A 25,222-nucleotide genomic window follows, 5' to 3' on the forward strand; every position below is an offset into this window, starting at 1 on the left:
GCAGGCCATGCCGTTCTACGTTCGAGAGGGCAAGCTGCCCGCGCAGCGCCATACGCAGTTCCGCAAGCCAAACGGAGGATTGTATGCCGAAGAGCTGATCTCGACCAAAGGCTTCGAAAGCATCTACTCGCTCGCATACCATGTACGGCCACCGACCGCAACGCTCGACGTGCGCGCTTGGGAACGTCCGTTCGTGCGCTACATGCCCAACGATCCGCTCAAGAACCGTCACTGGTTCACGGCGCGCGTGAAAGCCGAAGGGGACGCCGTCGAGGGCCGCGTCCCGCTCGCCGGCAACGACGACATTGTGATCTCGACTGCGACGGTCTCGAAACCGATGGACTATTTTTTCCGCAACGCCGGCGGCGACGAGCTGCTTTTCGTCCAAGCCGGCAACGGTGTTCTGGAATCGCCGCTGGGCGAAATCGCGTATCGCGCGCACGACTATCTCATCATCCCGTGCGGCGTTGCGTATCGTTTGCAGCCGGGCAACAAGACCGAGCTGTTCGTCGCCGAGTGTAGTGGGCCGATCGAGATCCCCTCAAAATTCCGGAATCCGTTCGGTCAGCTCAAAGAGCATGCACCATACTACGAACGCGATTTTCGCGCGCCGGTCTTACGCGAGCCGCACGACGAACAAGGTGAATTCGAAGTACGCATCAGTGCGCGCGGACGCACCGCGATTCACGTCGTCCAGAATCATCCTTTCGACGTCGTCGGCTGGGACGGATACTGCTATCCGGTCGCCTTCAATGCCGACGACTATGCGCCCGTGACGGGCAAGCTGCATCAACCGCCGTCGACGCACGTCATTTTCGAAGCCGCCGGTGCAGCGTTTATTCTTTTCGCGCCACGGCTATTCGACTATCATCCGCAAGCAGTCCCGGCTCCGTACAATCACGCTAGCGTCGATTGCGACGAGATCATCTACTATGCGAGCGGCAACTTTATGAGCCGCCGCGGCATCGAAGAGCGTTCGATCACGCTGCACGCAGCGGGCGCAATCCACGGTCCGCAACCGGGTGCAGTTGAAGCCTCGCTCGGAAAACAGGCGACGGACGAGCTGGCCGTTGCCGTCGATTGCTTTGCGCCGCTGCGAATCGCGGAGCCGGCGTTCTCAATCGAGGATGCCGGCTACTTCCGCTCGTGGGTCGCGGTTTCGAAACCGTAGCCTACGTCAGAATCCTGTAGATCGAGTCCGCAATCCCAAACAGCGCTTCGTCGTTGCTGCGTCGCGCGATGATTTGTGCGCCGATCGGTAAATTTGAGGGCCCACGAAACACCGGTATCGTGACGACGGGGACCTGAAGAGCCGTCCACATTCCGCAGAGCGATGAATTTCCGGTGTCGCCGAAGCCGACGGGAGCTTCGCCTACGACGGGCGACGTGAGCAAGACGTCGTAGTCGTTAAAGATCGCATCGAGCATCCCGCGCGTTTGCTCGACGTGAAGCTTCGCTTGCGAATAGCGCTCGAACGTGCAGCTTAGGCCGTTCTTGAGTCGTCCTTTCCGCAACGTCTCGCTAATCTGATCCCAGTGATTCTCGATCTCCCAGGTGTAGTTGCGTGTAAACTCATAGCTGGAGATCCATTTGTGCGCTTCTTCCATCTCGTTGAATGCTGTGGGAAGCGTGACGTCGCGCACGTCGATACCTGCCTGCTGCAACCGAAGCACAGCCTCCTCGAACAGCGCGCGCGTCGAGGGCTCGACCTCGTCCCATTTGTGCGTTCGGCAAAAAGCGATGCGAGGCTTGAGTACTTTACTTAACTCGCTTTCACGCTCACGTCCGAGCAGCGCATCTCGATAACGCGAAATGTCCTCGACCGATCGCGCATAAATACCGAGTGTGTCAAGGGACCAAGCGGATTGTTTGACGCCGGAACAGGTGAGCGTGCCAAACGTCGGGCGATAAGCGAACACTCCGCAAAACGAACCGGGTTTAATGGTCGAACCTGTCGTTTGCGTTCCGAGGGCGACGGGAACCATCATGTCGGCCACAGCCGCGGCCGAGCCACTCGATGAGCCGCCTGACGTTCGGGCAGGGTCAAGTGGATGCCGCGTTCGTGCCGGGTGACGATTCGCGAATTCCGTCGTGACCGTCTTACCTAGGAGGACGGCATCTGCCTTACGGCTCAGTGCGACGCACGCTGCGTCCGTTTTCGGCTGATGGCCGGCGTAGATCGGTGAACCGTATTGGCTCGGGATATCCGCGGTATCGATGATGTCCTTTACGCCGAACGGGACTCCCGAAAGAATGCCGCGTGCTCCGCGGACGTCGAGAGATCGCGCAGTCCGCATAACAGCCTCGCGATCGATGTATTCCCAAGCTTGCACCGCATCTTCACGTTCATCGATTCGCTCGATACAGGCTCGTGCTATCGATTCGCAGGTGACCTCGCCGCGACGTACGGCTCGAACGATGTCGGATGCGGTCAGCTCATTGAGGCGAATGCTCAGCATGCTAGCTCAGTGGAATGTTCGCGGCCTTGGCGACTTTCGCCCATTTTGCGACGTCGTTTCGTACAAACTCCGCGAAGCTTTGCGGCGAGCCCCCAACCGGAATCAAGATGGCGTCGCGCAGAGGTCCCTCGAGATCAGGAGCGCGCAGGGCTTTGGTGAAAATTGCGTTGAGCGAATCGACGGCGGCCTTTGGCGTCTTTGCGGGCGCGACGATTCCGTACCACTGATTCACATCGAAGCCCGGGACGCCCGATTCGGCGACCGTCGGCACATCCGGTAACGATTTGAGCCGCTCCGTGCTTGATACCGCGAGCGCTTTGAGCTTGCCGGATTTTACGTAGGGCAGAATGGCGGGAGCCGGTGCCATGACGATCGCGACATCACCACGCAATGCTCCGAGGATCGCGGCGGCGGTGCCGTTGTACGGTACGTTCATGAGATTGATTCCGGTATCGCTGGCGAGCAGCTCAACGCCGAGACGCAGCGGGCCGCCTTGATCGCTCGAATAGTTGATTTTTCCGGGCGACGCCTTCGCAAGCGCTTCCAAGTCCCTCAGCGTCTTGGCCGGGAACGAAGGATTGAGCGCGATGATGTTCGGCGTGCGTGCGAGATACGCGACCGGTGCAAAATCGCTAATAACGTTGAACGGAAGGCTTTTGTAAATGCTTTCGCTGATCGTCCAGTTTGCTGTCGCAAGCAAAACGGTATATCCGTCCGGATTGGCTCGTGCGACCAATTCCGCGCCGATATTTCCGTTCGCTCCACCGTGATTCTCGATTACGAAGTCCTGACCGGCGATCTGGCTTACCTTCGGGCCGATGATGCGCGCCATCGCGTCCGCACCGCCGCCGGGCGGGAAGGGAACGATGAGGCGAACAGGGCCGCTCGGAAAGGAATCTGCATATGCTGGTGATGCCACGATGAGGGATGCTGCGCCGCCGATAAGACCTAAAGCGGTGCTTCGGTTCAATCGCTTCTCGGACATATATTTCTCCGATGTGGGGGAATCGGTTAGTGTGTCTGTGCGATGACCTTTGTAACGGGGACATGGGGAATCTGCTCGTGCGAAAATCCGGGAAGATACACGGTATGAATTCCCGTTCCACCTAGGACGCCGAGATAAATATCCTCGGGTGTATCAACCAGCGACACCTTGCCGTCTTTGATCCGTCCCTTCTTTTCCAAGAACGGGATGTCGCTACTACGGAAGAACGACGTCGGTAACAGCGTGTACTCGTAGATCATCTCTTTCGCTTTCGTCTTAGAGATGCCGGCGTCAGCCAAGAGCTGCACGCGTTCCGGATTGAAGAGCAAGACGGCGGACAAGCTTCCTGCGTAAAGTGCGGTGTTACCCAACGAGACCATTGAGAGCGCAGTGTGCTGCAAGAGACCTTCAGGTGATTGATCCCAATCCAGCGGTGCGAGAAGCCCGATGTACGACGTCACGCGAAAGACGGAGATCGTGCTTTGGTCGGCCTTGAACCCGCGCTCGACGTGGAATGGTTCCCAGGCTGAACTTTCTTCGTCTTCGCCCGTGCAGAACGTGTATTGGAGGGGCGACGCGAAGCACGTGCGAGCGTAGCCTCCCGGTGAAAAGCCGCCGATGTTGATCATCACGAGCCGCATGGCCCGTCCGATCGTCGCATTCGAGCGCCATCCCGGTCCAAGCGCCCCGCGTGCGCAGTTGAGATCGATCTCCTTGCGCACCGGTCCGTTGATCATGAAGAAAGGCGTTTCGGGGCGAAGACCGACTAGCGTTCCGAGCGGAAAAAGCGGATCAGCAATCGCTTCCACGGCCGCAACGACCGTCGGAAAATACTCCGGCAAACATCCTGCCATCACCGCGTTTGCTGCGATGCCACGCACCGTGCACGGACCTTTACGCGGCGGCATGATGTAAAAAACCTCGTCCGGATCCCGGTCAACGGTCGCCAGGAAGCGTTCGATACGGTCGGCTGTCGGTGGTATTACCGGGAGGCCGTCGGTCCAATGGTTGTCGACGGCGTATTGAAAGAAATCCTCATACGGATTTTCCGCGGAGCTAACCGGTACGTCGACCGTTTTGGTCACTTTTGCGCCTCGAACGACGCGACCAATTCCGGCAGAAGCGTATCGATACGCTCGTGGATTCCCGGATCATCGAGGTAGATTACCGGGTTGGCCGTTACGAGCACCGGGATGTGCGGATATCCCAGCGAGGTTAGTAGTTGGTGGGCTCTTGTCTCAAAGACATCCGTGACGATGACCGTCGCGGGGATGCCCCTCTTTTCGAACTCGACACATGCGTGGCAACTCCACAGCGTGCATCCGCCTCAATCGGCGACACCGGATGTCATCAAATCTATGCCGTGTGCGAGCTGATCGATCTCCGGACCAATCTTGGCAACACGCTCGGGATGCGTGAACTGCCAATCAGGATTATGGAATATCGCTTCCTTCACATCGGTATCCGAGTTGAGACGCTTTGCAAACGCCTCCATAAAGGGCGGTGATATTGCCTTCCAGTTAGGCAGGCAAATCACGGTTTTTCCCTTGATGCTGGCAGGCCGTTTCGGCGGCATCGCAGCTGGAGTCTGAACGAGATCTTGATAGTCTGCGACGGGAACGACGACGCTCAACGTATTCATGGCCATGTTACTCGCCTTTCGGGCGCGCAAGGTTCCATCAATTTTACATCGCTTTTCGTCCAAAAAGGAATGAGGAAAATCCTGAGAGAACGCCCTGACTGTCGGTTCAGGGAAAGATCTGTGATCGACGGCGTTGCGCATCACGAACCGCTACGAAGATTTGCGAGACGATGAGCGCGGCGCACAAAATCACAAAGCATTCGCTAATCGGATGCTGCAAGAATATTCGAAGATCGCCGTGCGAAAGCAGCAACGCACGGCGTCCGTTCTCTTCGACGAGCGGGCCGAGAATATAACCGAGTAAAATCGGCGCTGGCGGAAAATCGAGTGCTAACAAGATTGCGCCGGCGATCCCGAAAAATAGCAACTCGTATACGTTAAATAACGAATTGTTCGTCGTGTACACGCCGACACACATGAAGAACAACGCGGAAGGGAACATGAAGCGGTAGGGTACCTGAAGCAGCTTCACCCACACGCGAATCAACGGTATATTGAGCACCACCAGCAAGATGTTGCCGATCCAAAAGCTCGCTACGAGTCCCCAAAAAATGTCGGCGTGGTCGGTAATGAGCTGGGGGCCGGGCTGAATACCTTGGATTAGCAGCGCGCCGAGGATAAGCGCCATCACGGCATCGCCTGGAATCCCCAGCGTCATCGTCGGGATGAAGTCCACCTGCGTCTTCGAGTGTGCCGCAGCTTCCGGTGCGGCTACGCCTTCAATTGCGCCGCTTCCGAAGCGTTCGGGCGTGCGTGAGATACGGCGCTCCACCGAATATGCCACAAAAGTTGTGATATCAGGGCCTGTTCCGGGCATCGCACCGAACATCGTCCCGATCAATGTGCCTCGGAGCATTGGTAAGAATGCTTGTTTTAACTCCGCGAGCGACGGCCGGAGATCGCGCAACCGAACCGCGACTCTAGAGGCGGAAACAACCGTTCGATTTATGCCTCTTAGAAAATTACCGATTCCGAACAATCCGAGCGCCAGCGCGACGAGGTCGGCGCGGTCGCTGAGATCGATGAAGCCGAAGGTAAATCGCTGCGTTCCGCTATTGATGTCCGTGCCGATCAGACCGATGATCATGCCGAGGATCGTCATCGCGATTCCTTTGAGCGGGGATTTGCCTGCCATCGTCCCGCCGGTGAGAAGACCGAACATCATGATCGAAAAGATTTCCGCCGGCCCGAACTTGTACGCGAGCTTCACGAGAAGCGGTGATGCAAAAATCATGACCGTGATGCCGGCCGACGCTGCAAAAAATGAAGAGATGACCGCGATTCCGAGAGCCTTTCCGCCCTTGCCGTTCCTGGTCATCTGATATCCATCGATGCAAGTTACCGCGTGCGCAGCGTGCGATGGAATGTTTAGCAGAATTGCTCCGATCGCACCGCCGTATTGGGATCCGTAGAAAATGCCGGCCAGCATCAGTATTGCCGGTACGGCGTGCATCGTGTGGGTGAGCGGCAGCAAGAGGGACATCGCGGAGAGCGCGCCCATACCGGGCAAAACGCCGATCAAGTTGCCCATCAGGACGCCAAAAAGCGACCAGACTAGATTATGTGGTTCGAGTGCGACACTAAACCCGTAGAGCAGATCGGTGAGGGCTTGGTGCATTGTCGCCTACTGCCAACTGAAAAGCGGGAACTCGACCTTCAATGCAACGGCGAAGAGAAGTATGCAAACGACGACGATCGCCAGCGCGAGGAGGAGTGCATCCTTGAGCGTGTTCTGACGATCGCCGAGTGCGGAAATCAGGACGACCGAAAAGCTGCCGCCCGCAAGTCCAAGATGCTTTCCGACGATCGCGAAGGCGAGGACGCCGCCGATAATTGCGATCCAGCCGCGCCATTCCGGGCGTTCCATCGTTCCGGGTGACGTACGCGTACGCAGCCCATTGATCGCAATTGCGGCACCGACGAGCGCAAGCGCGACTCCAAGAGTCACGGGAAAGAAGCCGGGCCCCATGATCTCGAGCGTTCCGACTTGATACGAAGTGCCTTGATAAGCAGCCCCGGTGCCGATCAAAAACATAAGCGCGCCGCCGATGATATCAGTCGTGCCCCTTGTTCTCAAGGCTTGCATCCAAGTATGATTCAGGCTGCGCTGAGCCTCTCCTCGGGAGAAATGTTGTGCTTGACCTGATCGTACGCAGCGATACAGTCGTGACACCAGGCGGAGTCGGTGACTACGAAGTCGCCATACACCAGGAAAAAATTGTTGCAGTTGGCGCGCGTGGCACGTTTAGAAATGATCAAGCGCATGCCGTGATCGAGGCAACCGGCAAAATCGTCATCCCCGGTGGAATCGATCCGCACATCCACTGCAAGTGGGGCACACCGGTAGGGACGGTCAGCGCGGGATCAGAGGTCGTCAGCCGAGCGGCACTTTACGGTGGTACCACAACGATTATTGATTTCGCCGTTTGGGATGAGGGGCTAACGCTACAGGACGCGATCGAACGAAGAGAGGGTGACTTTCGCGGGCAGTGCCATTGCGACTATGCCTTTCACGTCACGCTTCACGGTGCCGTTCCCGAGAACGTCATCGCACAAATTCCGGAAACAATTAGCGCGGGATATCCTACTATAAAGATCTACACGACGGACGTCCGGCCGGCGCGTAAGAACTGGAAGCTGCACTTCGGTGACATCTGGGAAGTGCTTCAGCAGCTCGCCGGCAATGGTGGCCTCGCGTGCATCCATTCCGAAGACGACGATCTCGTCATGCATATGTACAAGAAGCTCTTTGCGCAAGGGCGCGGCCATTTCTCCAATATGGCTGAAGTGCACAGCGCGCTCTCCGAAGATTTGTCCTTCCGGCGCGTGATACGGCTTGCCGAAAATGTGGAAGGCGCCGCGCTCTATCTCATGCACGTCAGCGCAGCCGCGGGCGTGAATGCGATCGAGGAATCGCGGGCTAAAGGGTTTCCAATATATGGGGAGACGCTCCACCAATTCGCCCTATTCACGAGTGAGGATTACAAGCGTCCGAACGGACAGATCTATCACACGTATCCGTCTCTTAAGACAGGTGCGGATCAAGTAGCGCTCTGGGACGCGATAACGAGGTCGGGAGCGCTTAGTACGATGTCGACCGACGGCGTGTGCACGCCCTATTCGGTGAAGATTGCGCGCGAACAAATTGACGACACGACCGGAGGTAATGTCGGTGTCGAACCGCGCGTAAGCGTCGTCTACACCGAGATGGTTACGAAACGAAAATGTACGCTTGAGCATTTCGTCGACGTGATCGCAGCGAATGCAGCGCGCATAATGGGGCTTTATCCTCGCAAGGGGGCTATCACGGCCGGGAGCGACGCGGATATAACGATTCTAGATCCGCGTTCCTCGCGAAAGATTCAGAAAGAGAACCTCCACGAATCGGACTACACACCGTGGGAAGGTTACGAAACAGCGGTCTGGCCTTCAACGACGATCCTGCGTGGAAAAAGAGTCGTCGAAGACGCTGTGTTCTTGGGTACGCCGGGCGGCGGCCAGAACGTGCCGCGTAAGATTGCGTCCGATATTCTATCCGGAGCCGCCTTGAGCCGTAAAACCTAGCGGAAGGTTTGTGAGTTCTCCGGCGGCGGCGCGTTCGGCGGAGGCGGCGGAGCGTTTTGCGGCTGCGGCTCGGCCGGCGGATAGCCGTTGCCGCGTTCTTGTTCTTGCGGACGCGCCGGGACGAGACGCACGTTCACGCTCGAGTTGGCCGGGATACTGACGTCTTCGCGATTGTTTTTCGCAATGAGAAAGCCGCCCGCAGCGCCAAGAAATCCGCCGGCGTTCGTGCCGATCCACTTACCGAGAATGTTTCCGACGATCATGCCGCCGAGCGCGCCAAGGGCTTCCTTCGCGCCGTTGTTCGTCGTTTTGACGTTCACGCGCGTCACCTCGCCGGCGATCGGATAGATCGCACCGTTCGAGAGCTGCAACGTATCAAAAGAAAGATAGACCTGTCCGCTCTGTCCTTGACCCGCGTGCTGCGCGGCAGCAACGCGTCCGAACATGCGAGCGCCCGTTATCGAGCCGTCGACTGAGTCCACGTTGACGAGCACGACTTGATCGCCGACGTGTGCGGTTTTCGAGCTAATGCTTTGCAGCATCGTTCCATTGAACTGCGACCCGGGTTCGGGCGCATACATCGGCGCACGTTGGGGCGCCATACCGTCGGGCGGCGCTACCTGCGCGAGCGCTATCGTCGGCAGACAAATGAACGCCGCCAGGGCGGCCAACAAGCGAACAGCCATACTAAGTTCCTAACAGAGATTTCTGGGGCTGGGCTTGTTCCGTACCCGAAATTTAACCGCGGCTCAACCGAAGTCGTCGTAGCCGGTTGCTTCGAAGCTCTCGGCAGCCAGGCGCCAGCCGTATGCCAGCAGCGGCAAGCAGCGCTCGACGAATCGAACGGAGCGCTCAACGAGTGCGCGCGAGCTGAGCATCTTGACCGGCAGGTCGTCGTGGATAAGAAAGTTCCGCAAGCGAAAATATGGTCCGAGCGGCGTATCGTTCAGATGTGTGAAGCCGCGCGGCATGCGTTGCAACGAATCGTCTTCGTCGTCGGGATGAATGAGCTCCAGCTTCGTGCGTTTCAGCGCGCGAATCACCTTGGTGAAGTCTTTCGGATCCTCGGACATCGCTATGCGCCAACGCTGCAACAGTTTGGGATGCATGTCGTAGAAAGCGAGTGAGAGGAACGGTTCCTTCGGCGTGACGTGGATGTAAAGTCCGCCCGGCGTATGTCGTCCGCCGTCGGGTGAAAGATACGCGGCAAAGTGCGTCTTGTACGGAAGCTTGTTCTTACTGAATCGCACGTCGCGATAGATTCGGAAAATCGAGCGGCGCAAATCACCGTATACCGGGATGCGCTTACGCTCGAAGCGATTGGAGAGCTCGTTGACGAGCCTCTGCATCGGGAGTAGCAAATCTTCTTCGTAGATGTGCTTGCGGGCCAAAAACCACGCGCGATCGTTGTTTTTGGCTAAATCGCGTAGAAAACGGAGCCCCCGTGGGGGGAAGCCTTCAAATCTCTCCATGCGGGTATAAGCGACCCATGCTTCTTACTGTACTTTTGGGCACCTTGCTTCTCGCGCAAAACACGGCATGCAGCGGGGCCGATCCGGCAATCATCTCCGTCCGGATTGCGAGCAGCTCGGTGCAAGCCGGAAACACCATCTATCATCTCAGCGGCATCGTCCAGAACGTCGGTAAAGCCAAACAGGCTTCAAACGTACTGCAGTTCGTCGACATCGATCTCGGTGGGACGGGTAAGGTCGACAATCGCGGCATCCCGCCGCTCGCACCCGGACAGCAATATACGTTCGGCTACGACTTCAAACGCTCGTCGGACGCGGGCGCCGGCTCATCGCGCTTGCACTTCAAGCTCGATTTTCGCCGACCGTCACCGCCGGGCTCGCAAGATTGCAACGCCGGTGACGACGGGTTCACGCTGAGAGTGTAGCGAGTTCGAGGGAACAGGCGGGGCATCGCGCCACCACCGCGTCGCAATCTAGGCTGATGCAGTGGCGTTCGGCAGCCAGCGGACGTCGCTGGGTGCGAGCTCGGCTGGAACGCCGTCGATCAAACGAACGCGGCCCGCTGCAGCAGCGTCGCCGCGTGAGCCTGGGAGAATCACGCCGATCAAATTCAGCGGATCGCTCGGTGCGAGCGTGATCTCTTCGCCGCTCGGCGCGCTGCGACGAACCGCGCGGACCGCATCGAGCGCTTCGGGCAGTGCGAACTGTTCGCCGACGTAGCCTGCGACGAATCGTCCGCCGCGGATCTCGCCTTGCGCTTCCATGCGCCGTAGCTGCCAGAGGATCTCGCGCCACGGCGGCAAGTTGATCTCGCGCGCCACGATGTCGCGGAAGATGATCCCCCAGCGCGCGAGCAGCATGTGCGCAGCGCTTTCGGCTTCGAGCGTATGCGATTCGCCGGTGAGGACCGGCAGCCGCGTCCAGCGTCCGCCCGCAGAACGCGGCCGTTGACGTAAGCCCTTTTCGCCGAGACGGCGTTTGCTGTCGATCAGTGAACGCAACGCATCGAAGCGATCGGCGCTGACGAGTCCCGCAGCTGCAAGCTCCCAGAGCGCTTCCTCGACTTCAGCCGGCAGACGTCCCGTTTCGCGAACGATATCGTTGAAGAACGGTGCGCGCCAGCGGTCGATCGCGGCTAGCACTTCGCGTGCGCCTCCCGAAAGCGGTGCGCGTTCACCGTCGCCGCCGACGATCAGGTCTTCGGCACGTTCGCGCAAGAAAAATGCAATCGGCGCAAGTCGCGTTGGACGGATGCGCTTCTTGCGTCCTTCCTGATCGACGGCGTCGACAGAGGGATGCGCGGAGAGCCGTCCCCACATCACCTCGCCCGTGTGACAAAGTTCGTCCAAGAATTCCGGTTTGTAGCCGGCGACGCGGCGCGGCAAAATTTGCGTCTCCCACCAGATTGCCGGAATCTCGTAGCCTTCCAGCTGCCGGATGACGTTCAGCGTCCCCTCGACGCCGTGCAGGCGTGTCCCCAGCGCAACGTGTTGCCAACGCACGAGAAAGCGCATGAACTCGGCCGACGTCACCGGTTCAATTTCGCGCCGCAGCTTGCCGAGCGTCATCCGATGGATGCGCGCGAGCAGCCGCCGATTGCACCACTCGTCTTCTTCCTGTGATCTAAAGCGTCCGGGCAGAACCTGACCTTCGCCGACGAGCTGTGCGATCGCAATCTCGACGACGTCGTCCGGACGACCGAATTTTGCCGCAAGCTCTGCGATCGTGACTGGTCCGAGTACTTCGAGCCAGCCGCGAATGAGTTCCGCAAACGCCGCTTCGCTCGTTTCGGGAAGCGGACGCGACGACGGCACGGCGTCGATTATCGGATCGAGGTTGGCTTCTGGATAGATGCGCTGTGCGATGTCGAGGCGTTCCGCGCTCGTCCAGAACGCGCGCTCGCCGAACCACAGCGTTGCTGCGCGCCGCTGCGCGACCAGTTCGTCGTAGAACGCGCACCACGCAGCGTGCGGCGGAACCGCGATCAGTGAGAGCAGTGCGTCGTGCAGCTCGTCGGCGTTGCGGACGACCGGCCACGATTCCCCAATGACTTCGGCGATTGCAGCCGGGTCGAGGATGCCGACGCCGTCGCTGCCGTCAACTGCCGTACGCATGGTGCGGCGCAGGGTGACGGCGCGGGCGCGACGTTCCTCGAGTGGTGCATCGTCGAGATATGCGTACGGATTCGAATTGAGAATCTCGTGACAGAACGCCGAGGGCTCGGGAGTGTCGATCGCAACCGTGCGTAGCTCGCCACGTTCGAGCCGGCCGAGAATCTCAACCCAACCGTCGAGATCCATCGCTTCGTGCAAACAGTTGTCGATCGTTTCGCGGACCAGCGGATGATCCGGGATGCGAATCGGTCCGTCGAGATTTTCCGGACATGCGGCCTGATCCGGGAACACCGCCGCCATCAGGTCTTCCGAGCGCATGCGCAGCAGCTGCGGCGGCACCTTGCGTCCGCCCGTGAATCGCAGAATCGCAAGCGCACGCATCGCGTTCCATCGCCAGCGTGACGCGAACATCGGCGCGGGCAACATTGCTTGCGTCAGCACTTCCTTCGCACTCGCCGTCTTGAGAAATTCGAAGACGGCATCGAGCGGGAAGGCGTGCGAGTCGCTGAGTGAGAGAACGATACCGTTGTCGGTCGCAGCCGCCTGCAACTCGAGATTGAACGAACGGCAGAAGCGCTTGCGTAGCGCGAGTCCCCATGCGCGGTTGATCCGCGCTCCGAACGGAGCGTGCAGGATCAACTGCATCCCGCCGCCTTCATCGAAGAATCGCTCGGCGACGATCGTGTCTTGGGATGGAACGACGCCAAGAATCGCTTTGCCGGCTTGCACGTACGCAATCGCTTGCGCCGCGCCGCCTTCATCGAGCGAGCACTGTTCCATCAGCATCGCGTGCGCCGCCGTCATGTCGCTTGCCGACAGCCGCGCAATCTCTTCGCGCAAATTCGAGACTTCACGCGAAAGCTCGACCGTGCGTCCTAAACCCTCACCGTTCCAGAACGGAATCGACGGGGGCGCGCCTTGCGCGTCCTCGACGCGCACGACACCCTGTTCGACACGCTTGATCCGCCACGACGTCGTCCCTAACAGGAAGATGTCACCGGCCATGCTCTCGACGGCGAAATCTTCATCGAGCGAGCCGATCGTCGTGCCGTCGGGCTCGGCGATCACCGCGTAGGATGCAACGTCGGGGATGGCGCCGCCGGACGTGATGGCGGCAAGTCGCGCACCGCGCCGTCCGCGCATGATCTTGTTGACGCGGTCGTGATGGAGGAATGCGCCGCTGCGGCCGCGCGACGTCGCAATGCCGTCGGCCAGCATCGCGACGATCTCGTCGAACTCTGCCCGCGAAAGATCGCGGTACGGATAAGCTCTGCGAACGAGCGCGAAAAGCGCGTCTTCGTTCCATTCGTCGGTTGCACACGCAGCAACGATTTGCTGGGCGAGAATGTCGAGCGGCTGCGGTGGAATGCACAGCGCATCGATCTCACCGATGCGAATCGAGCGCACGAGCGCTGCACATTCGATCAGCTCATCGCGCGTGAGGGCGAAGAGTACGCCCTTCGGTGTTGCGCCGACCCAGTGACCGGAACGTCCGATGCGTTGCAGTGCGGTCGCGATCGAGCGCGGCGAGCCGAGCTGAACGACGAGATCGATCGTTCCGATGTCGATGCCGAGCTCGAGCGACGCCGTTGCAACGACTGCCCGAATCTCTCCGGCCTTCAGACGCTGCTCGGCGACGAAACGTGCCGGTCGCGAAAGACTGCCGTGATGCGGCAAGACGACATCCGGCCCGAGACGCTTCGTAAGCGCGAAGGTGACCCGCTCGGCCATGCGCCGCGTCGGAACGAAGATGAGCGTCGTGCGATTGGCCCCGATCAGCTCGCAGATGCGATCGTAGACGTCGTCCCACATCTCGTTGCTCGCGACATGGCCGAGCTCGTCGCCCGGAATCTCGACTGCGAGCTCCATCTTGCGGCGGTGACCGATATCGATGACGGTCGCATTCGGGCTGAGATATTCAGCCACGCTCTCGAGCGGCTTTACCGTCGCAGAGAGCCCGATGCGCTGTGGTTTACTTCCGCCGCTCGACATGACGAGATGATCGAGACGGGCCAATGTCAGTGCGAGATGCGAGCCACGCTTGTCGTCGGCGAGCGCGTGAATTTCGTCGACGATGATCGTTCCGACGGAGCGCAGCAGATTGCGCGAACGTTCGGCCGTCAAGAAGATGAACAACGATTCCGGCGTCGTCACCAAGATATGTGGCGGCGTGCGCAGCATCTTGGCGCGCTCGCTTTCGCTCGTGTCGCCGGTGCGTACCGCGGTGCGGATCGGCGCGAGCCCGATACCTCGCTCGCTCGCAAGCGCATTCAGCTCGCCGAGCGGCGTCTCGAGATTGCGGCGGACGTCGTTGGTCAGCGCGCGCAAGGGAGAAACGTACAGGACCAGGGTCTGATCGGGGAGGCCGGCCGGCGTCTGCGCGCGCCGCACCAGCTCGTCCAGGCACAATAGGAAGGCAGCCAGCGTCTTACCTGAGCCGGTCGGGGCCGTGATGAGCACATCGCGGCCAGAGCGAATCTCGGGCCAGCCTAAGCGCTGCGGCTCAGTCGGCTCGCCGAAGCGCTGCGCGAACCAGTCGCGGACGATCGGGTCGAACTCAATCACGGTGCATCCTAGAAATAGCGAGAGCGGAAAGGAGTTTCATCCTTCCCGCCCTCGATGCCACCAGTAGGGCACTGAGCTTCTACTTGGGCTGGGGCGTCATCCGTAGGTACGGCTTGATGGTCCGGTAGCCCGGGAAGCGTTTGTCCGCATCTTCGTTGCTGATGGCCGTTGTGATGATGACGTCGTCGCCTTGCTTCCAATTCACCGGCGTTGCGACCGAGTGTTTGTCGGTGAGCTGAAGCGAATCAATCACGCGCAGTATCTCATCGAAATTGCGTCCGCACGTTTGCGGATACGTGATCATGAGCCGAACTTTCTTTTTCGGATCGATCACGAAAACCGTCCGAACCGTGAACACCTCATCGTGCGCAGGATGCATCATGCCGTACATGCCGGCGACTTTGCGCTCCGGATCCGCAATGATTGGATAATCGACTTTTGTGTTTTGCGTTTCTTCGATGTCTTTCACCCAGCCGCTGTGCGAATCGACGGGATCGACCGACAGACCGATCACTTTGACGTTGCGCTTCTTGAACTCCGGGAGCAGTTTGCCAACGTAGCCGAGTTCGGTGGTACAGACCGGCGTGAAATCTTTCGGATGTGAGAATAGGATCGCCCAACTGTCGCCGATCCAATCGTGAAAGCGAATCTTACCTTGCGTGGTATCCGCTTCGAAATCCGGCGCGGTGTCGCCGAGCCGCGGCATCGAGGCCGCGATCGTGGTACTCATGGCTATTTAGCTCCTCGCTGTTTTGTAGGGTGCGGTTTATGACCGCGACAGTAACTTTTTGAGGAAGGTTTCGTGCTTCCACGAGTTGCTCTGGCCGAAATGCACGACGACTGTGTCAAAGGCAAACAAAACGTAAAGCGCCTGCCCGCCTGATCCGCTGGCGTAAACGATCCCCGGAACGTCGGGAAACGGAGTGAGCCAAAAACCGAGTCCGTAGCGCGGGTTCGCGCGCGAGCCTTCGAAACACGCCGTGACGGAGGCTTCGCTTAGAATGTTCTTTCCTTTATAGGTGCCGCGCCCCAGCAAGAATTGCCCGAACTTGAGCCATTCGAGCGGCCCGAGCGACGCCCCGGTCGGGAGCGGATGCGTTCCGTCTTTGAGCTTGCGCCACGCCTGGATCTCGAGGCCGATCGGGTCGAGAATACGTTCGCGCAAATAGTCGTGCGGCTCGATAGTGCGTGGTGCAAGTTTGCGGCGCAGCACTTCACCGAAGATCTGCAGAGCGATTCCGCCGTATGTAAACGTAGCGCCCGGCATCGTTTGCAGCGGCAATGCTATCGCTGCCGCAGCCCCGGGGACCGCGTTGCCCAATCCGCCGAATCCGAATCCGGCCGTGAGATTCAGCAAATCGCGTATTGTCACGAGCTCTTTGCGCGGATTCTCTTCCCACTCGGGAATCGTTCGCGCAACTTGCTCGTCGAGGCGCAGCAAACCGTCTTCCTGGGCTGCCGCCGCTGTGATTCCCCAGAAGCTTTTCGTCCCGCTGTAGATCGCGTGAGGACGATCCGACGCGTACATCGGCCCGTAACACTCGAAGCTGACCTTGCCGCCGCGCGCGACGACGAGCGCGTGCAGCTTGTGCCGTTCCGCATATGCGAGCGCCGCATCGTAGTCGAGCTTGGGAGCCGGTGTGACGGCCATGCCGGGGCATACTCGGCCACACGATATTGGGCCTCGTGGGGATAGGGAACGGCGCGACCTTCGGCGCATGGGGCGGCCATGCGAATTGTGAGTTATCGAGTAGGCGGCGGCTCCTGGCGCGCCGGCGCGGAGCGCGATGGTTCGGTTATCGACATCGCCGGTGAGGGCAATCTTTCGGTCAAGGCGTTGCTTGCCGGTGGAAAGGCTGCGCTCGACGCGGCGGCCACGCGCGAGAAAAGCAGTAAGCCTGTCAGCGGAAACGTCGAGATCGGCCCCGTCATTCCTGATCCCGACAAAGTTATTTGCATCGGGTTGAACTACCGCAAGCACGCCGAAGAAACGGGACAACCGCTTCCCACAGTCCCGACGATGTTCCCGAAATATCGCAATTCGCTCATTGCGAACGGCGCGCAGATCGTGTTGCCGCGCAACAATCCGGGCAACGTCGATTACGAGAACGAGCTAACGATCGTGATCGGCAAGAGCTGCAAGTACGTGACCGAAGCCGAAGCGCTCGAGTATGTTGCCGGTTATACGATCATGAACGACGTCAGCGCGCGCGATCTGCAAATGCAGACGAGTCAATGGGGCGCCGGCAAAGCGGTCGACACGTTCGCACCGCTCGGACCTGCGCTCGTTCCGGCATCCGAGATCGGCAATCCGCAGAAGCTTGCGATCAAAACGCGGCTCAACGGACGTGTCGTGCAAGATTCCAATACCTCGGACATGGTGTTTAGCTGCGCGCAAATCATCGCGTTTCTGAGCAACTTCATGACGCTCGAACCGGGTGACGTTATTGCGACGGGGACGCCGGAAGGCGTCGGCTTCAAGCGCCAACCGCCGCTCTTTCTCAAAGATGGCGACATCATCGAACTCGAGATCGAGAAGCTCGGCATCCTGCAAAATCCTGTCGTTTCAAAGGTGCCCGCAACGGTCTAACCGCGTGTAGAAAAACATGAACGACGACACGCTTGCGATTCTGGTCGGAGGGGGACCGGCACCGGGTATCAATGGCGTCATTGCTTCGGCGACGATCGAAGCGATCAATAGCGGTTTGCGTGTCATCGGCTTATACGACGGTTACCTGCACATTGCGCACGGTGATATCTCCCACGTCCGCGAGCTGACAATCGAAAACGTCTCGCGGCTTCATTTTACCGGCGGCTCGTATCTGCGCACGTCGCGAACGAACCCAGCCAAAGACGACGCGACGCTGCAGCGCTGTATTCGCTCGCTCTTCGAGCTTGGCGTCCGCTATGTCATCGCAATCGGCGGCGACGACACGACGTACGGCGCCGCGCGAATTGCAGCGCAGACGAAGGGCCGCCTCGGAATCGTAACGGTCCCGAAGACGATCGACAACGATCTGCCGCTTCCAGACAACGCGCCGACGTTCGGGTTCGAAACGGCGCGCACGGTCGGAACCGGCATCCTCGAAAATTTGATGGAAGATGCGCGGACCGCATCGCGCTGGTATTTGGCCGTCACGATGGGACGCAAGTCGGGTGCGCTCGCACTTGGAATCTGCAAGGCCGCGGGCGCGACGCTCGCTGTGATTCCAGAAGAGTTCGGGAGTGAGATTCTTTTCGACGATGTCGTCGATACGATATGCGGCTCGATCATCAAACGCAAACAGCTTGGCGCCGATCACGGCGTCGCGGTGATCGCCGAAGGGATCGCCGAGCGCATGGACATTCAGAAGCTCGAGTCCGAACACGTTACGCGCGATGCATACGGTCACACACGCCTCGCCGACATCCCGCTCGGCATGATGCTGCGCGATGCCGTCCGCGATCGGCTCTCGCAGCTGGGTCTCGACAACACGGTCGTCACGAAGGACATCGGTTACGAGCTGCGCTGCGCAAAGCCGGTGCCGTTCGACGTCGAGTACACGCGCACGCTCGGCTACGGCGCGGTACGGCATCTGTTAGCCGGCGGCAGTGGTGCATTGATCGCGCTTTCGGGCGGACACATGGTTCCGGTAACGCTTGAGGAGCTGACCGACCCTAATACCGGTCGCATACGGGTCCGGCTGGTCGACGTCACGACCGAATCGTACGAGGTCGCGCGCAAATACATGATCCGCCTCGAGCCGAGCGATCTTGAAGAGCCACGGCTATCGCGCCTTGCCGTTCAGACCTCGCTCTCACCGCAGGAGTTCGCGAGCCGGTTCGGCAGAGTCGTCGGGGAGCCGGCACCGGCTCGATAGGAGCGGATTGGGCGAATACAAGGACGTCGTCGCGGACGCGGTCGAGCACCACGATAGGCACGGCGTCTCGCGGATTACGCCGATTGCCGCTGCGGTTATCGCCGTGATGGCGGCGCTCGTTACGCTGCTCGTCCATCAGCGTTCGAATCAAGCGCTTACCGCCAAGAACAATGCGATCTTGGCGTTCACGCACGCGAGCGACGCGTACGGTTACTATCAAGCGAAATCGATCAAAGAAGATGTTTACACCGTCGCGCTCACGACGAGCGCGCACCCAACGGCGGCGTTGCGCAAAGTCGTCCAGCACGAGCATCAATCTAAAGCAACGGTGCTTGCCCAAGCGCGAGACTACGAGCAACAAGCCGACGCCTATGATTCCAAGAGCGAGCGCTTCGTGCACTCGTACGAAATACTGGAGATCTCCGCCACGTTTCTTGAAGTCGCAATCGTGATTCTCTCGATCTCCACGATTGCCGGCACGATCATTCTTCCGGTGATCGCCTCGGTGTCGACCCTCGTCGGCGTCGGCTTTGCGATCGCCGGCATACCAGTTTAGGGTGCGCAGATGTACGATCTAATTATCAAAGATGCACGCGTCGTCGACGGTACCGGCCGAGCGGAATATCGTGCAGACGTCGGGGTCGAAGGCGATCGCATTGCCCAGATCGGTGCGATCACCGGGCCGGCGCGCGAAGTGATCGACGCGGATGACCGCGTCCTCTCACCGGGGTTTGTCGATGTGCACACGCACTACGACGCGCAGATTACGTGGGATCCGGGTGCATCGCCGTCGCCGTCGCTCGGCGCGACGACGGTCGTGATGGGAAACTGCGGCTTTACGATTGCTCCCGCACCGCCGGCGCTGCGTTCGCTGATCGCACGCAATCTTGCCGTTGTCGAAGGCATGTCGCTCAAAGCACTCGAGCACGGGATCGATTGGAGCTTCGAGAGCATACCGGAATATTTAGCGATGCTGCGCAGCAAAGGCTTCGTTCCAAACGTGGCCGTGTTCGCCGGTCACTCGACGCTGCGCACTGCGGTGATGGGAGAAGCTGCTTCGCAGCGCGCCGCAAACGATGACGAGCTCGCAGAGATGCGCGCGTTGCTCAGTGAAGCGCTCGACGCCGGGGTGATCGGTCTCGCTTCGACCCAAAGTCATAGCCATTTCGGCGATGGCGGCGCGCCGATGCCGTCGCGCCTGGCCGACGAACGTGAATTTCGAACGCTCATCGGCACGCTTGGCGAAGTTGGGCGCGGCGTTTTCATGATTACCGGCGGTCCGGGCACGTCGGGAGAATTTCTGGAAGAGATGGCGGCAACGACGCGCCGTCCGGTGATTTGGGCCGCAGCTTTGCACAGCACCGCCGATCCCGAACGTTGCTACGGCCTCCTGCGCCGCTGCACCGAGGCAACGGACCGCGGCCATCCGATGTACGCGCAAGTCTCGTGCCAGCCGTTGACCATGGAGTTCACGCTCTGCAATGCGTATCCGTTCGGAAGTTACGAATTGTGGAGCGAGCTGCGCGGCGGTAAACCCGAAATCGTTCGCCGGAAAGTCTCCGACCCGCAATTTCGCGCGACACTACGTGACGCATTCGCGCAGCGGCAGCGCGGGAAACTCTTCTATGGGGATTGGAATCGCGTTTGGATCTCAGCGGTCGCCGAGACGCGCAATGGTTCGGTCGAGGGTTTCACGGTCGCTGAGGTTGCGGAGAGCCAGCGCAAAGATCCGCTCGATGTCTTTTTCGATTTGGCGCTGGACGAGAACTTGGCAACGATGTACTCGGCGCACGTGCTCAATTACGATGAAGACGCAGTCGAGCAGCTTCTCAAGGACGATGTCAGCATCATCGCGCTCTCGGATGCGGGCGCGCACCTTACATTCCTCTGCGATGCGGGTTACGGACTGCACTTGCTGGGTCACTGGGTGCGCGAGCGGAAGAGCTTAACGCTCGAAGATGCAATCCGGCGCATCACGTCGTGGCCGGCTGACATTTATGGAATTCGGGATCGCGGACGGATCGCGGTCGGCGCGCACGCGGATCTCTTGCTCTTCGACCCGGAGACGATCGGCGTCTCACGCCCGCGCCGCGTACACGATCTTCCGGGTGGTGACAGCCGTCTGATTCGCGATGGCCGCGGTATCGCAGGCGTGTGGGTGAACGGAACGCGTGTCGTCACCGACAACGTCCCGATACACAACGGTCAGCGTCCGGGCTTGTTGCTCGACAACTTCGCGAAGACGGCGGCTATCTAGCCGGCTGCAGCTGCCTCTGAAACCGCGTCGATCGCCATGACGGCGAGATCGCGGTCTCCTAAACCGACGGCGATCAGGTCGTCAATACGCTCGGCAATTGCCGGCAAGACGTGCAGCTCGACGTCGGCGGCATCCGCCATCTCGCGCATCAGGCGCACGTCCTTGCGTGCCATCGTCAGCTCGAACGACGGCCTGAAATCTCCGGCGGCCATTTTCTTTCCGCGAATGTCGATCGAGTTCGTGGCCTTGAAGTGCGAGAAAAGTGCGTGCGCGCTACTTGGCTCGACGCCGACGCTGCGAGCCATCCCGTAGACGTCGGAAAGCCCGCTGACGATCGTTACGATCATCGCATTTCCGAACAGCTTGAATGCGGCTGCGTGGCGCGGATCCTCGCCCACGTTCCAGACCTCGCCCGTCATTTTCCTCAGATGGTCTTCGGCTTTCTTCACGCGCGCTGCCGGACCGCAAACCAGCATCAAACCCGTACCTTCGCGTACGGTTGCCGGCGACATGAACACGGGAGCGTGCAAGAACGCGACGCCGGCCTTATCGCCGCGCGCGGCGCGCTCCGCCGCACCGGCAGGTGACGTCGTCGTGTGGTCGATGACGAGCGTACCTTTTGGAATGCGCTCGAGAATGCGATCGAGCAAGCCGTCGACCGCCGCATCGTCGGAAAGAATAATATGCACGATCTCGACGCCGTCGAGTGCTGCGAGCGGATCTTCGAAGGCTTTGGCTCCGAACGATTCGAGCGCGCGTGCTTTGTCTGCGGTGCGATTCCAAACGTGAACGGTGTTGCCGCTTTTCAACCACCGCTCTGCCATTCCACTTCCGAGTCTTCCGGTTCCGAACAGGGCGATTTTCATGCGGCTATCTTGGGGTCGAAAGTACCAAATCCTCGGTTAGCGATCTCACTTTTTGAAGGTCCGCATTGCGCGCTGCAACGTCGATTGCGTCCACCGCCATGCGTCGATACGTCGTCCATTTGCCGCCGAGGACGCTCACCAAGCCTTGTGTGTCGCTTTCGATCAGATGCTCGCGCGAAAGCGCGGCTGACCTGCCGCCGCCCGCGTGAATCAGCGGCCGAAGACCAGCGTACGTGTCGACGATCTGCGCGCGTGTGACCTGACGCTCGATGTAGCGATTGAGATGCGCGATTAGGTAATCGATCTCGGCATCGGAGGCTTTGGGGTCATCGTCGAGGGGCGCATCTGCGACTTCAGTCGTGCCGACAAGCGTCTTCCCTTTCCACGGCAACGCGAAGATGACGCGTTTGTCGTCGGTCTTCGGAATGATAAAGCCGTCGCTACCGCCGAGGACGTCCGGCGGGAAGACGAGGTGCGATCCGCGGCTGGGTGCCAGCATCTGCTTGGCATTCGGATCCGAGAGGCGGCGGATGATATCCGACCGTGGTCCGGTAGCGTTCACAACCACACGCGCCGAGACGATTCGTTCCTCGCCGCCCTCTGCGCGTGCGATCACGCCGTTAAGGCGAGCGTTCGTGGAAATGAGTCGCACGATTCGCTCGTGTTCGTGGAGCTCGGCACCGAGGTTGCGTGCCGTCTGTGCGAGCGCCGCGAGCAAACCCATCTCGTCGAACTGCGCGTCAACGTAGCGGACTCCGCCGGCAATCTTCTGGTGCCGCAAGTTCGGCAGATGCTCGAAGGTCTCGCTCGCGGAGAGCGTCCGGCTCGGTTCGAGATTCGCGCGTCCGGCCAGTGCGTCGTAAATCCGCAACCCGGTCGCGTAGTAAGCGCGCTCGAACACGGTGCGGACGGGGACGATGATGCCGATCGGTTTGACGAGGTCAGGCGCATTGCGCCGGAGGATCGCGCGCTCCGCAAGCGCTTCGCGGACGAGGCCGATCCGGAATTGTTCGAGGTAACGAACGCCGCCGTGAATCAGCTTCGTCGAGCGGCTTGACGTGCCGGTGCCGAAAGCCCCGGCCTCAAAAAGCGCCGTGCGATAGCCGCGCGAGGCCGCGTCGACCGCGCAGCCCAGACCCGTCGCGCCGCCGCCGATGATTACGACGTCGAAGCGGTCGTTGCTGCTCGGATCGCGCGTTGCCATGCTGCGAGCCTTTCGTCACGAATGCTCGCAATGATCTTTGAGTGAAAGCGCTTGCCGACGCGCCAGTGCTGCGCCACCTCATCGAAGTCGCGCCAAACGCCGGCCTCCACGCCGGCGATGTACGCGGCGCCAAGCGCCGTCGTCTCAAGCGTCGCCGGCCGGACGACGTCGCACCCGAGTATGTCGGCCTGCAGCGCAAGCAGTAAATCGTTTGCAGCCGCCCCGCCGTCGACACGCAGCTCACCGAGCGCCGTTCCGGCGTCGCGCGTCATCGCGCTTACGACTTCCGCGGTCTGCAACACGATCGCATCGAGCACCGCCCGTGCGATGTGCGCGCGCGTTGTTCCGCGCGTGAGGCCCACGATCGTTCCACGTGCGTATGGATTCCAATACGGTGCTCCAAGACCCGTAAACGCCGGGACGAAAACGACGCCGTCACTGTCGTCGACTTGCGCGGCAAGCGTTTCGATCTCGGCCGCCGATGTAATGATGCCGAGTCCGTCACGCAGCCACTGCACGGCCGCGCCGGTCACGAAGATCGAACCCTCGAGCGCATATGTCGCATGACCGGGTTCCGTTCCGAGCGCGACGGTCGCCAGAAGGCCGTGCTTGCTGCGCACGATGCGCTCGCCGGTGTGCAGGACGACGAACGATCCGGTTCCGTACGTGTTCTTTGCGAGACCCGGCGCGAAGCCGGCTTGACCCGCAAGCGCCGCCTGTTGATCGCCGGCGATCCCCGTGATCGGAATCGACGTGCCGAACAGCTGCGGATCGGTTGCTCCGAACGTTGCAAGCGAGGGCAGCGCTTCCGGCAATAGCGCCCGTGGAATGTCGAAGATCGCAAGCAGCTCGTCGCTCCAGGCGAGTTTTTCGAGATCGAAGAGCAGCGTGCGCGAGGCGTTCGTGTAGTCGGTGGCGTGTGACTCACCGCCGGTGAGCTTCCATAAGAGCCACGCGTCGACCGTACCGAATGCAAGCTCGCCGCGTTCGGCGCGCGCCCGCAATCCCGGAATGTTGCGCAACAGCCACTCGATCTTCGTGGCTGAGAAATACGGATCGAGACGCAAGCCGGTCGCGCGTGCGACGCGCGGTGCGTGCCCCGCAGCTTCGAGCTCCGAGCAACGCTCGGCGGTGCGGCGATCTTGCCATACGATCGCGCGATGAACCGCGTTGCCCGTGTCGCGCTCCCATACGATCGTCGTCTCGCGTTGGTTGGTGATGCCGATCGTCGCAATTTCACTCGGCGAAATACCGGCGTCGGCGATTGCGCCACGCGCCGTTGCGAGCTGCGTCGACCAAATCTCTTCGGGATCGTGCTCGACCCAGCCCGGTTGCGGAAAATGCTGCGTGAATTCTTGCTGCGCCAAGCCACGCGCACTGCCGGTGGCGTCGAAGACGATCGCGCGTGAGCTCGTTGTCCCCTGATCGAGGGCGAGGACGTATTTACTCACAGATCCGGCAAGAAACGTTCGAGCTCTTCAGCTTCCGTGTCGAGCACGACGGCGCCGATTTGAATTGGCCCGGTTGCGAGCCTAAACCCCGGCTCGAGCTTGCCGCGCATTCGACGGACGTACCATTCGGGCGCCATGCCGACGACTCCGAGACTCGGCCCGCACATCCCCGCATCACCGCAGAAAAATGTACCCTTCGGAAACTGTTCCAGGCGCAGCGTCGGTTCGTGCGTGTGCGTCCCGACGACGAGTGCAGCGCGTCCGTCGATCGCATGCGCAAACGTTCGCTTTTCGAGAACGCGCTCGCCGTGGAAATCAACGATCACGACTGCATCCTTCGGGAATGTCAGCTCCTCGAAAACGTCGAGCGCTTTTCGCGCCTTGAGCGGCGGGTAGAGGGCGCTCGTGCCGATCAGATTGACGACGACCAGTGGCCGGCCGTCGACGTCGATCTTGAGCACGCCGCGTCCCGGCGCCGGTTCGGTCATGTTGTGCGGACGCAAGACGTTGTCGCGTTCGTAGACGTTTTGCGATGAGAGCTTGTCCCAAGAATGGTTGCCGCCGGTTAGCACGTCGACGCCGGCATTAAGCAAAATGTCGGCCAGCTTTTCGTCCAACCCGTACGCGACGTTTGGGTCTTCCAACTGGGTGACGAGCGCGTTCTCGACGTTCGCGACGATCACGTCGGCCGTCGTCTCCGCGCGCCACTTGTGCATGTGATGTGCGAGCAGCTGTGTTGCTTCCATACCGACGATGTCACCAAAGAAAAGAATCCGCATTAGT

22 protein-coding genes are annotated in these 25,222 nt (G+C 60.3%); 7 read left to right on the forward strand and 15 right to left on the reverse strand.

Annotated features, from left to right (window positions below; all coding sequences use genetic code 11):
• Positions 1 to 7: 7 nt before the first annotated feature.
• On the forward strand, positions 8 to 1,171 hold the full coding sequence (locus tag VGG22_09935; protein HEY1728682.1) for a homogentisate 1,2-dioxygenase: 1,164 nt from the start codon (positions 8 to 10) through the stop codon (positions 1,169 to 1,171).
• Between the two features lies 1 nt (position 1,172).
• On the opposite strand, the gene VGG22_09940 is transcribed toward VGG22_09935, so the two are convergent.
• The 6 genes from VGG22_09940 to VGG22_09965 all read right to left on the reverse strand — a co-directional run bounded on the left by VGG22_09940 (position 1,173) and on the right by VGG22_09965 (position 7,172).
• Positions 1,173 to 2,459: an amidase gene (locus VGG22_09940; protein ID HEY1728683.1), complete on the reverse strand. Its 1,287-nt coding sequence runs from the start codon at positions 2,457 to 2,459 to the stop codon at positions 1,173 to 1,175.
• Between the two features lies 1 nt (position 2,460).
• Positions 2,461 to 3,378 carry a tripartite tricarboxylate transporter substrate binding protein gene (locus VGG22_09945; protein ID HEY1728684.1) on the reverse strand — a complete coding sequence of 306 codons (918 nt, stop codon included), beginning with the start codon at positions 3,376 to 3,378 and terminating at the stop codon, positions 2,461 to 2,463.
• 92 nt (positions 3,379 to 3,470) lie between these two features.
• Positions 3,471 to 4,529: a hypothetical protein gene (locus tag VGG22_09950; protein ID HEY1728685.1), complete on the reverse strand. Its 1,059-nt coding sequence runs from the start codon at positions 4,527 to 4,529 to the stop codon at positions 3,471 to 3,473.
• A gap of 242 nt (positions 4,530 to 4,771) precedes the next feature.
• The gene (locus VGG22_09955; GenBank protein HEY1728686.1) at positions 4,772 to 5,227 is read right to left on the reverse strand and encodes a hypothetical protein; all 456 of its coding nucleotides are present in this window, start codon (positions 5,225 to 5,227) and stop codon (positions 4,772 to 4,774) included.
• Positions 5,193 to 6,704 carry a tripartite tricarboxylate transporter permease gene (locus tag VGG22_09960; GenBank protein HEY1728687.1) on the reverse strand — a complete coding sequence of 504 codons (1,512 nt, stop codon included), beginning with the start codon at positions 6,702 to 6,704 and terminating at the stop codon, positions 5,193 to 5,195. Before VGG22_09960 ends, VGG22_09955 begins: the two co-directional genes overlap by 35 nt.
• Positions 6,705 to 6,710: 6 nt before the next feature.
• Positions 6,711 to 7,172 (reverse strand): tripartite tricarboxylate transporter TctB family protein, encoded by a 462-nt coding sequence (locus VGG22_09965; GenBank protein ID HEY1728688.1) that lies wholly within the window; start codon positions 7,170 to 7,172, stop codon positions 6,711 to 6,713.
• 47 nt (positions 7,173 to 7,219) lie between these two features.
• Here VGG22_09965 and VGG22_09970 point away from each other — a divergent pair, with 47 nt between their 5' ends.
• On the forward strand, positions 7,220 to 8,650 hold the full coding sequence (locus VGG22_09970) for an amidohydrolase family protein (protein HEY1728689.1): 1,431 nt from the start codon (positions 7,220 to 7,222) through the stop codon (positions 8,648 to 8,650).
• On the opposite strand, the gene VGG22_09975 is transcribed toward VGG22_09970, so the two are convergent.
• Positions 8,647 to 9,336 (reverse strand): hypothetical protein, encoded by a 690-nt coding sequence (locus VGG22_09975; protein HEY1728690.1) that lies wholly within the window; start codon positions 9,334 to 9,336, stop codon positions 8,647 to 8,649. The genes VGG22_09970 and VGG22_09975 overlap by 4 nt on opposite strands.
• 63 nt (positions 9,337 to 9,399) lie before the next feature.
• Positions 9,400 to 10,122 (reverse strand): DUF2461 domain-containing protein, encoded by a 723-nt coding sequence (locus VGG22_09980; GenBank protein ID HEY1728691.1) that lies wholly within the window; start codon positions 10,120 to 10,122, stop codon positions 9,400 to 9,402.
• A gap of 17 nt (positions 10,123 to 10,139) precedes the next feature.
• Between VGG22_09980 and VGG22_09985 the strand changes: the two genes are divergently transcribed.
• On the forward strand, positions 10,140 to 10,547 hold the full coding sequence (locus VGG22_09985; protein HEY1728692.1) for a hypothetical protein: 408 nt from the start codon (positions 10,140 to 10,142) through the stop codon (positions 10,545 to 10,547).
• 48 nt (positions 10,548 to 10,595) lie between these two features.
• On the opposite strand, the gene VGG22_09990 is transcribed toward VGG22_09985, so the two are convergent.
• From VGG22_09990 to VGG22_10000, 3 genes are all read right to left on the reverse strand, one after another.
• The gene (locus VGG22_09990) at positions 10,596 to 14,801 is read right to left on the reverse strand and encodes a DEAD/DEAH box helicase (GenBank protein ID HEY1728693.1); all 4,206 of its coding nucleotides are present in this window, start codon (positions 14,799 to 14,801) and stop codon (positions 10,596 to 10,598) included.
• 79 nt (positions 14,802 to 14,880) lie between these two features.
• Positions 14,881 to 15,531, reverse strand: coding sequence for a peroxiredoxin (locus VGG22_09995; protein ID HEY1728694.1), 651 nt, complete (start codon positions 15,529 to 15,531; stop codon positions 14,881 to 14,883).
• Positions 15,532 to 15,567: 36 nt separating this feature from the next.
• A complete protein-coding gene (locus VGG22_10000; GenBank protein ID HEY1728695.1) occupies positions 15,568 to 16,452 on the reverse strand; it encodes a serine hydrolase in 885 nt (294 codons plus the stop codon).
• Positions 16,453 to 16,539: 87 nt separating this feature from the next.
• On the opposite strand from VGG22_10000, the gene VGG22_10005 reads away from it, so the two are divergent.
• The 4 genes from VGG22_10005 to VGG22_10020 are packed head-to-tail and all read left to right on the forward strand — an operon-like array spanning position 16,540 to position 20,918.
• Positions 16,540 to 17,391 (forward strand): fumarylacetoacetate hydrolase family protein, encoded by an 852-nt coding sequence (locus tag VGG22_10005; protein ID HEY1728696.1) that lies wholly within the window; start codon positions 16,540 to 16,542, stop codon positions 17,389 to 17,391.
• 16 nt (positions 17,392 to 17,407) lie between these two features.
• Positions 17,408 to 18,661: a diphosphate--fructose-6-phosphate 1-phosphotransferase gene (pfp, locus tag VGG22_10010; protein HEY1728697.1), complete on the forward strand. Its 1,254-nt coding sequence runs from the start codon at positions 17,408 to 17,410 to the stop codon at positions 18,659 to 18,661.
• 7 nt (positions 18,662 to 18,668) lie between these two features.
• On the forward strand, positions 18,669 to 19,217 hold the full coding sequence (locus VGG22_10015; GenBank protein HEY1728698.1) for a DUF4337 family protein: 549 nt from the start codon (positions 18,669 to 18,671) through the stop codon (positions 19,215 to 19,217).
• A gap of 9 nt (positions 19,218 to 19,226) precedes the next feature.
• On the forward strand, positions 19,227 to 20,918 hold the full coding sequence (locus VGG22_10020; GenBank protein HEY1728699.1) for an amidohydrolase family protein: 1,692 nt from the start codon (positions 19,227 to 19,229) through the stop codon (positions 20,916 to 20,918).
• Here the strand turns inward: VGG22_10020 and VGG22_10025 are convergent.
• Genes VGG22_10025 through VGG22_10040 form a run of 4 tightly spaced genes read right to left on the reverse strand, consistent with a single transcriptional unit; the run spans position 20,915 to position 25,218 of the window.
• On the reverse strand, positions 20,915 to 21,784 hold the full coding sequence (locus VGG22_10025; protein ID HEY1728700.1) for an NAD(P)-dependent oxidoreductase: 870 nt from the start codon (positions 21,782 to 21,784) through the stop codon (positions 20,915 to 20,917). The two genes, VGG22_10020 and VGG22_10025, sit on opposite strands and share 4 nt — an antisense overlap.
• Before the next feature lie 4 nt (positions 21,785 to 21,788).
• A complete protein-coding gene (locus tag VGG22_10030) occupies positions 21,789 to 22,988 on the reverse strand; it encodes a glycerol-3-phosphate dehydrogenase/oxidase (protein HEY1728701.1) in 1,200 nt (399 codons plus the stop codon).
• A complete protein-coding gene (glpK, locus tag VGG22_10035; protein HEY1728702.1) occupies positions 22,943 to 24,439 on the reverse strand; it encodes a glycerol kinase GlpK in 1,497 nt (498 codons plus the stop codon). The genes VGG22_10030 and glpK overlap by 46 nt, the downstream gene beginning before the upstream one ends.
• On the reverse strand, positions 24,436 to 25,218 hold the full coding sequence (locus tag VGG22_10040) for a YmdB family metallophosphoesterase (GenBank protein HEY1728703.1): 783 nt from the start codon (positions 25,216 to 25,218) through the stop codon (positions 24,436 to 24,438). The genes glpK and VGG22_10040 overlap by 4 nt, the downstream gene beginning before the upstream one ends.
• Positions 25,219 to 25,222: the final 4 nt, after the last annotated feature.

Source organism: Candidatus Baltobacteraceae bacterium (assembly GCA_036489885.1).
In the GTDB taxonomy this organism is placed as follows: Bacteria; Vulcanimicrobiota; Vulcanimicrobiia; order Vulcanimicrobiales; family Vulcanimicrobiaceae; genus JAFAMS01.

What these genes read in the sequence shown, in the direction of transcription:
- VGG22_09935 (HEY1728682.1), top strand. Translation starts at nt 8, where the DNA reads ATGCCGTTCTACGTTCGAGAGGGCAAGCTGCCCGCGCAGCGCCATACG.
- VGG22_09940 (HEY1728683.1), bottom strand. Translation starts at nt 2,459, where the DNA reads ATGCTGAGCATTCGCCTCAATGAGCTGACCGCATCCGACATCGTTCGA.
- VGG22_09955 (HEY1728686.1), bottom strand. Translation starts at nt 5,227, where the DNA reads ATGCGCAACGCCGTCGATCACAGATCTTTCCCTGAACCGACAGTCAGG.
- VGG22_09960 (HEY1728687.1), bottom strand. Translation starts at nt 6,704, where the DNA reads ATGCACCAAGCCCTCACCGATCTGCTCTACGGGTTTAGTGTCGCACTC.
- VGG22_09965 (HEY1728688.1), bottom strand. Translation starts at nt 7,172, where the DNA reads ATGCAAGCCTTGAGAACAAGGGGCACGACTGATATCATCGGCGGCGCG.
- VGG22_09975 (HEY1728690.1), bottom strand. Translation starts at nt 9,336, where the DNA reads ATGGCTGTTCGCTTGTTGGCCGCCCTGGCGGCGTTCATTTGTCTGCCG.
- VGG22_09980 (HEY1728691.1), bottom strand. Translation starts at nt 10,122, where the DNA reads ATGGAGAGATTTGAAGGCTTCCCCCCACGGGGGCTCCGTTTTCTACGC.
- VGG22_09985 (HEY1728692.1), top strand. Translation starts at nt 10,140, where the DNA reads ATGCTTCTTACTGTACTTTTGGGCACCTTGCTTCTCGCGCAAAACACG.
- VGG22_09995 (HEY1728694.1), bottom strand. Translation starts at nt 15,531, where the DNA reads ATGAGTACCACGATCGCGGCCTCGATGCCGCGGCTCGGCGACACCGCG.
- VGG22_10000 (HEY1728695.1), bottom strand. Translation starts at nt 16,452, where the DNA reads ATGGCCGTCACACCGGCTCCCAAGCTCGACTACGATGCGGCGCTCGCA.
- pfp (HEY1728697.1), top strand. Translation starts at nt 17,408, where the DNA reads ATGAACGACGACACGCTTGCGATTCTGGTCGGAGGGGGACCGGCACCG.
- VGG22_10020 (HEY1728699.1), top strand. Translation starts at nt 19,227, where the DNA reads ATGTACGATCTAATTATCAAAGATGCACGCGTCGTCGACGGTACCGGC.
- VGG22_10025 (HEY1728700.1), bottom strand. Translation starts at nt 21,784, where the DNA reads ATGAAAATCGCCCTGTTCGGAACCGGAAGACTCGGAAGTGGAATGGCA.
- VGG22_10030 (HEY1728701.1), bottom strand. Translation starts at nt 22,988, where the DNA reads ATGGCAACGCGCGATCCGAGCAGCAACGACCGCTTCGACGTCGTAATC.
- VGG22_10040 (HEY1728703.1), bottom strand. Translation starts at nt 25,218, where the DNA reads ATGCGGATTCTTTTCTTTGGTGACATCGTCGGTATGGAAGCAACACAG.